This is a genomic window from Bacillus sp. JJ1127, assembly GCF_036965845.1.
Classification (GTDB): domain Bacteria; phylum Bacillota; class Bacilli; order Bacillales; family Bacillaceae_G; genus Bacillus_A.
The window spans coordinates 1-4,248 of sequence record NZ_JBALQK010000112.1 but is presented as its reverse complement, the minus strand read 5'-3'; the positions used below and the strand labels follow the sequence as shown (position 1 = coordinate 4,248).

The 4,248-nt window shown below is 35.0% G+C and carries 5 protein-coding genes and 1 pseudogene; 1 reads left to right on the top strand and 5 read right to left on the bottom strand.

Annotated elements, in window-relative coordinates:
- Positions 1 to 18 precede the first annotated feature (18 nt).
- From V7183_RS12550 to V7183_RS12535, 4 genes and pseudogenes are all read right to left on the bottom strand, one after another.
- Positions 19 to 398: pseudogene (locus tag V7183_RS12550) on the bottom strand (ATP synthase subunit I).
- 62 nt (positions 399 to 460) lie between these two features.
- Complete coding sequence (locus tag V7183_RS12545; RefSeq protein WP_335359728.1) at positions 461 to 1,783, bottom strand: hemolysin family protein; 1,323 nt, start codon at positions 1,781 to 1,783, stop codon at positions 461 to 463.
- A gap of 121 nt (positions 1,784 to 1,904) precedes the next feature.
- The gene (locus V7183_RS12540) at positions 1,905 to 2,309 is read right to left on the bottom strand and encodes a MerR family transcriptional regulator (protein ID WP_335359727.1); all 405 of its coding nucleotides are present in this window, start codon (positions 2,307 to 2,309) and stop codon (positions 1,905 to 1,907) included.
- Positions 2,310 to 2,477: 168 nt separating this feature from the next.
- Positions 2,478 to 2,834, bottom strand: a complete 357-nt coding sequence (locus tag V7183_RS12535) for an SH3 domain-containing protein (RefSeq protein ID WP_335359726.1) — start codon at positions 2,832 to 2,834, stop codon at positions 2,478 to 2,480.
- A gap of 207 nt (positions 2,835 to 3,041) precedes the next feature.
- On the opposite strand from V7183_RS12535, the gene V7183_RS12530 reads away from it, so the two are divergent.
- Entirely contained in the window at positions 3,042 to 3,929 is an 888-nt protein-coding gene (locus tag V7183_RS12530; RefSeq protein ID WP_335359725.1) for a DMT family transporter, read from the top strand.
- Positions 3,930 to 4,112: 183 nt separating this feature from the next.
- Here the strand turns inward: V7183_RS12530 and V7183_RS12525 are convergent, their stop codons facing one another.
- Positions 4,113 to 4,232: a YesK family protein gene (locus V7183_RS12525; protein ID WP_335359735.1), complete on the bottom strand. Its 120-nt coding sequence runs from the start codon at positions 4,230 to 4,232 to the stop codon at positions 4,113 to 4,115.
- Positions 4,233 to 4,248 lie beyond the last annotated feature (16 nt).

Genomic DNA, 4,248 nt, shown 5'->3' with positions numbered 1-4,248 from the left:
CTTTTTTATCTTCTTATTTTAAATTCCCTGTGATTTTTTCCTTTTTCCCTCTTCTTCTTTTGCTAACTGTACATTCGCATACGCTAGATTCGCGATCATTAAAAAGTGATCACCTAAAATCCCTGTACAAAATACTCACATTTCCATTTCATGTTCAATTTCATACATAATGACGGCTCCTACTATTGCAGCTGCAAACCGATTTAAAACCTCTATCCCAGGAACTTTTTCCTTAAGTACAATACCCCGATTTTCTCCACTCGTCGGGCTAATAACCAAAGCAATATGCACTCACTGCTAATCCGATATCAAACCCTGCTACTTGTTTTGAAAACGGAGTAACAACCCACATAAGTAGTAAACCACTACAATTGTAGTCGATATACACGTAAGGCTATTTAAATCAAAATATCCACCTCTAATTTCAAGTTTTACTTTGTATAAGAAAAAAAGCAGCAACCTACACAGTTGCTGCTTTCTCTTGTTGATGATCAATTTTTCGAATTTCAACGCGTTTAATTTGATAAGCATCTTTTTCAAGTACTTTAAACTCATAATTTTCGGCTTCGACGCACTGTCCTTCTTCAATTTCATGATTTTGCATCATAATCCATCCACCAATTGTATCCACATCTTCTTCTTCAATGTGTAATCCAAATAAATCTTTCACTTCTGTAATTAACACTTTTCCATCAACGATTTTGTGATAATCATTTACATGTTGAATTGGCGGATCTTCGTCTTCATCATATTCGTCACGAATTTCACCGACGATTTCCTCCAATATGTCTTCAAGCGTTACAATCCCAGCTGTTCCTCCGTACTCATCATATAACACAGCCATTGGAATTCGCTTTTTCTGCATTTGCAGAAGTAAATCATGAATTGGAGTTGTTTCCATAACTTCAATAGTCGGACGCATATACGTACGAATCGATGACAAATCTTCTTTATCATTTTTCATATATCGAATAAAGAAATCTTTTACGTTAACCATACCAATAATATCATCTTTATCCTCTCCAAAGATTGGATAACGCGTATATCGCTCACTTTGGATCACCTTCATGTGCTCTTCTACTGAATCTTCGAGATAGAAGCCAACAATTTCTGTTCGTGGCACCATAATCTCTTTTGCAATGCGGTTATCGAATTCAAAGATATTATTTACATACTTATATTCTGCTTGGTTAATTTCTCCACTTTCATAGCTTTCAGAAAGAATAAGACGTAATTCTTCTTCAGTATGTGCGACTTCATGTTCAGAAGCTGGTTTCAAACCGAATAAGCCAGTTACAACACGCGCTGAACTATTCAGTATCCAAATAAATGGATACATCACTTTATAGAACATCATTAAAGGTCCAGCAAATAACAATGTTACCCTTTCAGCCTTTTGAATTGCCATCGTTTTCGGAGCTAATTCCCCTACTACAACGTGCAAATATGTCATCGTCATAAATGCAAGACCAAAAGTTAATACATGTGAAACGGAAGGATTTAAATCCCATTTCTCAAATAATGGATGTAACAGTTTCTCTATTGTCGGTTCACCTAACCAACCGAGTCCCATTGCTGTAACTGTAATACCTAATTGACAAGCAGATAAATATTCATCTAAATTCGATGTTACCTTTTTCGCCGCTAACGCACCGCGTTTTCCTTCCGCAACAAGCTGATCAATGCGACTTGAACGTATTTTAACAATCGCAAACTCTGCTGCTACGAAAAATCCAGTAAATGCGATTAAAATCGCAACCATGACTAAATTAAATATTTCCAATGAATCCCCTTAGTTAAAAAACTAAGGTGTCCACCTCCTGTATACTATAATGTTTTCTGATTTGATTCCGTTAGAAAACATAGCGCTATACAGAAATTAAAGGGGATAGATACAATATATACTATACAAACATGCTCAGTGCTTGCATTAAAGCTGTCGTTTGACCAGATAAAGATTTCGATATTTTTTCACGTTGTGAAGCAGTCAATCCATCTAACAGAGGTTTCAACTGCGTTAACTCTGTTTCTAATCGATGGATATGTTCTGTCACTTCATTCACTTGTTTCGAAACGTGTTCATTGACACCGAGCAGCTTCTTCTCCTCGACCCTCTCTTTAATCTCACAAAGCGGCATATGCATTTCTTTGCATTTCTCAATAAATTGTAGTGTTTCAAATGCTGTTTCGTCGTAATAGCGATAATTAGATTGAGATCGCTCCGCTTTTAAGATACCTAGATTCGTATAATAATCAATCGTTCGTTTCGATACGTGAGCCAAGTGAGCCAACTGTCCGATTCGATACACCTTCCCAACGATCTTCCCCCCTCAGTTATATTAAGGACATCATACAATACATAAACTGTACAGTCAAACGTGATGGTTTATTATTCATATATATGCAAAAAAATCACCATATATTTTAACAAAAGCTTTAAACGCAAAAATATGTATCTACTTACATTTTGAAAATTTTTACCTATATTGCTTTAAATTTTGTTTTGGTACCCAGCCTTCAGCTTCTTTTTCTAGATTTCCACACCATATCCATCCATTCCATTCTTGTAAACCAATAAGGATCTCTCCTACTTCTATATTCAATTCCTTCGCCGTATATCCTTCTAAAATGAATCCTGTACCATCTGCATTGCGTTGTATCAGTTGCTCTGGTACCCAGCCTTCCCGATTATTTCGCTCTTCGCGGCAGTATACCCAATTATCCCAGTTTTCAGGTCCTGCATATTTCTTACCGATTAAAACCATATCTCCTTTTTCTAGACAAATAGGGTCTCGGTAATTACTCACATGCGGCCAAATCGCAATATATTTCATAACACCCTCCAATAATCTGAAAATTAAGTTATAATTTCATTATACATTAGCACAGAAAGGAGAATACAGATGTACTATAACCATTTATTCGAAAACGACCAGCCAGTTGTCCGTCTATAAACTAGGGCGGGCATTTGTATAACAAATAAACTATGCCTCGTCTTAGGGATCCTATACAATCCTAAAAATAGACGGAGGTACTTCACTATGAAACAAACCATTTTAGGAGCTATATGTTTATCTCTTGCAGCAAGTATTTGGGGTGGTATGTACGTTGTAAGTAAATACGTACTAGATTTCGTTCCCCCGCTTACGCTTGTCTGGCTGCGCTTTATCATCGCTTTTTTCGTTTTATATATAATTTTGAAAACAACAGAACAAAAACATAACAAGAAGATACGTATTCATAAACGGGACTGGTTCCTTTTTGCTTGGATAGGTTTCATTGGCTATTTCATCTCGATTACATGTCAATTTATTGGGACGAAATTATCAGATGCCCACACAGGCTCTTTAGTTACATCAGCCACTCCAGCATTTATGGTCGTATTTGCTGCTTTAATTTTGAAAGAGAAACTAACTGCTCGCAGAATATTTTCTACCATTTTAGCTACAATAGGTGTCATTATCGTCATTGGATGGGATATAGAAGTTCGTTCATATTTTATTGGAACACTCATTTTAGTAGGAGCTGCTGTTACATGGGCTTTGCTATCTATTTATGTAAAAATTGCTTCTACTCGCTTTTCATCCTTAGTCATTACAACGTATGCAATATTCTTTTCACTCTTTTTCATTACCCCCTGTATGATTTGGGAATTGCAATCGAATCCAATTGAACATGTAAATATCTATGTACTGCTAGGTATATTATATTTAGGAATCATTTCCACTGCAGGTGCTTTTTTTCTGTGGAATAAAGGGCTTGAGCTAATGGATGCTAGTATTGGCTCACTATTTTTCTTTTTTCAACCTATTGTAGGATCCTTATTAGGATGGTTACTTTTAAGTGAAACATTAAATAGCAATTTTTTTATTGGTGGTACCCTTATTATATTTAGCGTAGTAATTACTACATTTGAAAAGAACAAGTAGGAATCACACAAAAACACAGGCTATAAAAAATATAACGGGTTCAGTTTTGAAGTACAAAATTTTATTTATCAACTAAATTAGCATTATAAATCTCAAATTTTTTAATATTAAAAACGCGGAGAAAAAAGCAGAAGAATATATAATTTTCTTCTGCTTTTTTAGCTTAATATCTAACATATTCCTTTATGGATTTACATTAACCCTTTTTCCAATGAAGAAAGATATGATACTAAATATTATTAGAAAAAAGGAAAGGATACCATAAGCTCCGCCTTCAAATCCTCTTATTTTTACAAATCCAATATAAAATAAAATAGCA

Excerpts from the sequence above, each read along its gene's own strand:
- V7183_RS12535 (WP_335359726.1), bottom strand. The coding sequence starts at position 2,834 with ATGAAATATATTGCGATTTGGCCGCATGTGAGTAATTACCGAGACCCT.
- V7183_RS12530 (WP_335359725.1), top strand. The coding sequence starts at position 3,042 with ATGAAACAAACCATTTTAGGAGCTATATGTTTATCTCTTGCAGCAAGT.